This is a genomic window from Pseudenhygromyxa sp. WMMC2535 (assembly GCF_011083025.2).
Window position 1 is genome coordinate 5,827,031 of sequence record NZ_JABJWV010000001.1, and the last position, 1,948, is coordinate 5,828,978.

Sequence of the window (1,948 nt, forward strand, 5' to 3'; positions counted from 1 at the left end):
CTACTTGGCGTTGAGCAGCTCGAGCAGGTGGACGTAGTCCTCGAGATCGAGGGCCTCGATATAGCCCTCGGTGTGCTGCCACAGCATCTCGGCGATGAAGCCGCTGCTGGTCGTGCTGACCGAGCCGGGGATCGCCTCTTGGTGGCGCATGATCTGCTCGTAGACCAAGTTGGCGTCACTGAGCTTCTGGATCGTGCTGTTCACGCCGACCTTCATCACCATCGAGTCGATCTCGGGCTCGAAGAGGCGCGGGACCTGGGCGAGGTCCTGGGCCGAGTACATGAAGGGGACCGCGTCGAGGTCGTTCCAGATCCGGTCGGTGTTCTCGAGGCGCTTGTCCGAGTACATCGCGAAGTCGGGGTTCCCCGCGGAGAAGCCGGCGATCGGGTAGCACGAGACCTTGCTGCGCTTGTCGAGGCGCAGGTCGATCTTCTTGGCGACCTCCTCGTCCTCGAGGGCGTTTTGCAGGAGCAGCGCGAGGGTCGAAGACAAGGTCCCCCCGAGGCTGTGGCCGGTGACGATGACGTGGACGGGCTCGGGGCTGGCGTCCTCGATCCGCTTGAGATACTGGAGGATGGTCAGGCCAGCGCCGGGCAGGCCCTCGTCGGGGACGAGGTTGAGCAGGGCGCTGATGCCCACCTGCACGCCCTTGGCGATGCGCGGGGTGCCCTCGTCCTCGCCCGGCTTGCCGTAGGCCCAGTCGACCTGCTCCATGAAGCCGTTGACCTCGACGATGACGTTCTCGAGCGCCAGCGGGTTGGTCCCGCGGATCACGATCGTGACCTCGTTGGGCCGCTTGGTGTTTTGGACCACGAAGAACACGTGCTCGTCGGCGAACATGCTCTGCGAGACGCCGGGGCCCCACACGAATTTCCAGTCGCCCATGACCCCCTCGTACTTGTCGAGGAAGCCCTGGATCAGCTCCGAGAGGCGCTTGGGGTTGCCCTTGATCGAGGCCACGCCCACGTAGGAGAGCAGCGAGAGCGTGACCATCTGCTGGCGCATGCTCCACGTGATCTGCTTGCGCTCGCGCGGGCTCATGTCGATGGTCTCGGTCGTGCCCAGGCCGAGGCAGACGATCTCGACCTTGTCGCCGACGGCGTACTTGATCTTCCTGGCGCACTCCTCGATGGAGTCGCGGTCGAGATCGAGGCGCTGGTAGAACACCTCGCGGGGCAGGTAGAGGTAGACCTCCGAGGGATCGAAGATCCGGATCGCGCGGATGATCGTGTCGGTGTTCTCGAGCAGGCAGCCGACCACGAGGATCGGGTCGACGGACTGCTCGTCGATGGCGCGGACGTCCTTCCACTTGACCTTCTCGTTGAGCGCGCTGCCCAGGTGGATCAGGCGGCGCTCGCCGATCTCGATCACGTAGGCCCGGCCGGGGTCGTTGGGCCGGCCCTTGTAGTAGTTGATCATGAACTTGGGCAGGTCGAAGGGCCTGCGCGAGAAGTCCTTGGCCATGTCGCGGAAGCGGTCGGGGAAGACCTGGTAGCCCTCGATGCGGAAGTCGGGGCCCTTGGCCGCCTCCCCGTCGTCGAGGGCGACGAAGCGCTGGCTGGGGAGGTCGAGCTTGTCGGCCACGGCCTTGCACATCCGCTTGCTGCCGAGCATCAGCGCGGCGCTGTCCTCCATGACGTCGAGGGTGTCCAGGTAATGATCGAAGTCGCCCGAGGTGACCGCCACGATGTCGCAGGGGCGGACGGGCTCGTTCTCGACCCAGTCGCCCTTGTCATAGCGAGAAAAGCAGGGGTCGATGAAGACTGTTGTGCCGTTGATCTCGTATTCGATGAACGAGAAGTCGTGGTATTTGAGCTTGATCTGCATTTCGCTGAACCTATCGATGTTGGCGCGCCCCAAAGGACGCATGTAGCTCATGGTGGAGAGTGGGCGGTCGTCGAGGGGTGAAGGTGGTGGGAGAGGGCGCACCGCGCGATGTGTGCGCTGG

Annotated in this window: 1 protein-coding gene; it reads right to left on the bottom strand. The window is 64.4% G+C overall.

Translation table 11 applies throughout. From position 1 onward, the window contains the following. A complete protein-coding gene (locus G6O69_RS22845; RefSeq protein ID WP_172305630.1) occupies window positions 1-1,827 on the bottom strand; it encodes an MBL fold metallo-hydrolase in 1,827 nt (608 codons plus the stop codon). Window positions 1,828-1,948: the final 121 nt, after the last annotated feature.

Excerpts from the sequence above, each read along its gene's own strand:
- G6O69_RS22845 (WP_172305630.1), bottom strand. The coding sequence starts at position 1,827 with ATGCAGATCAAGCTCAAATACCACGACTTCTCGTTCATCGAATACGAG.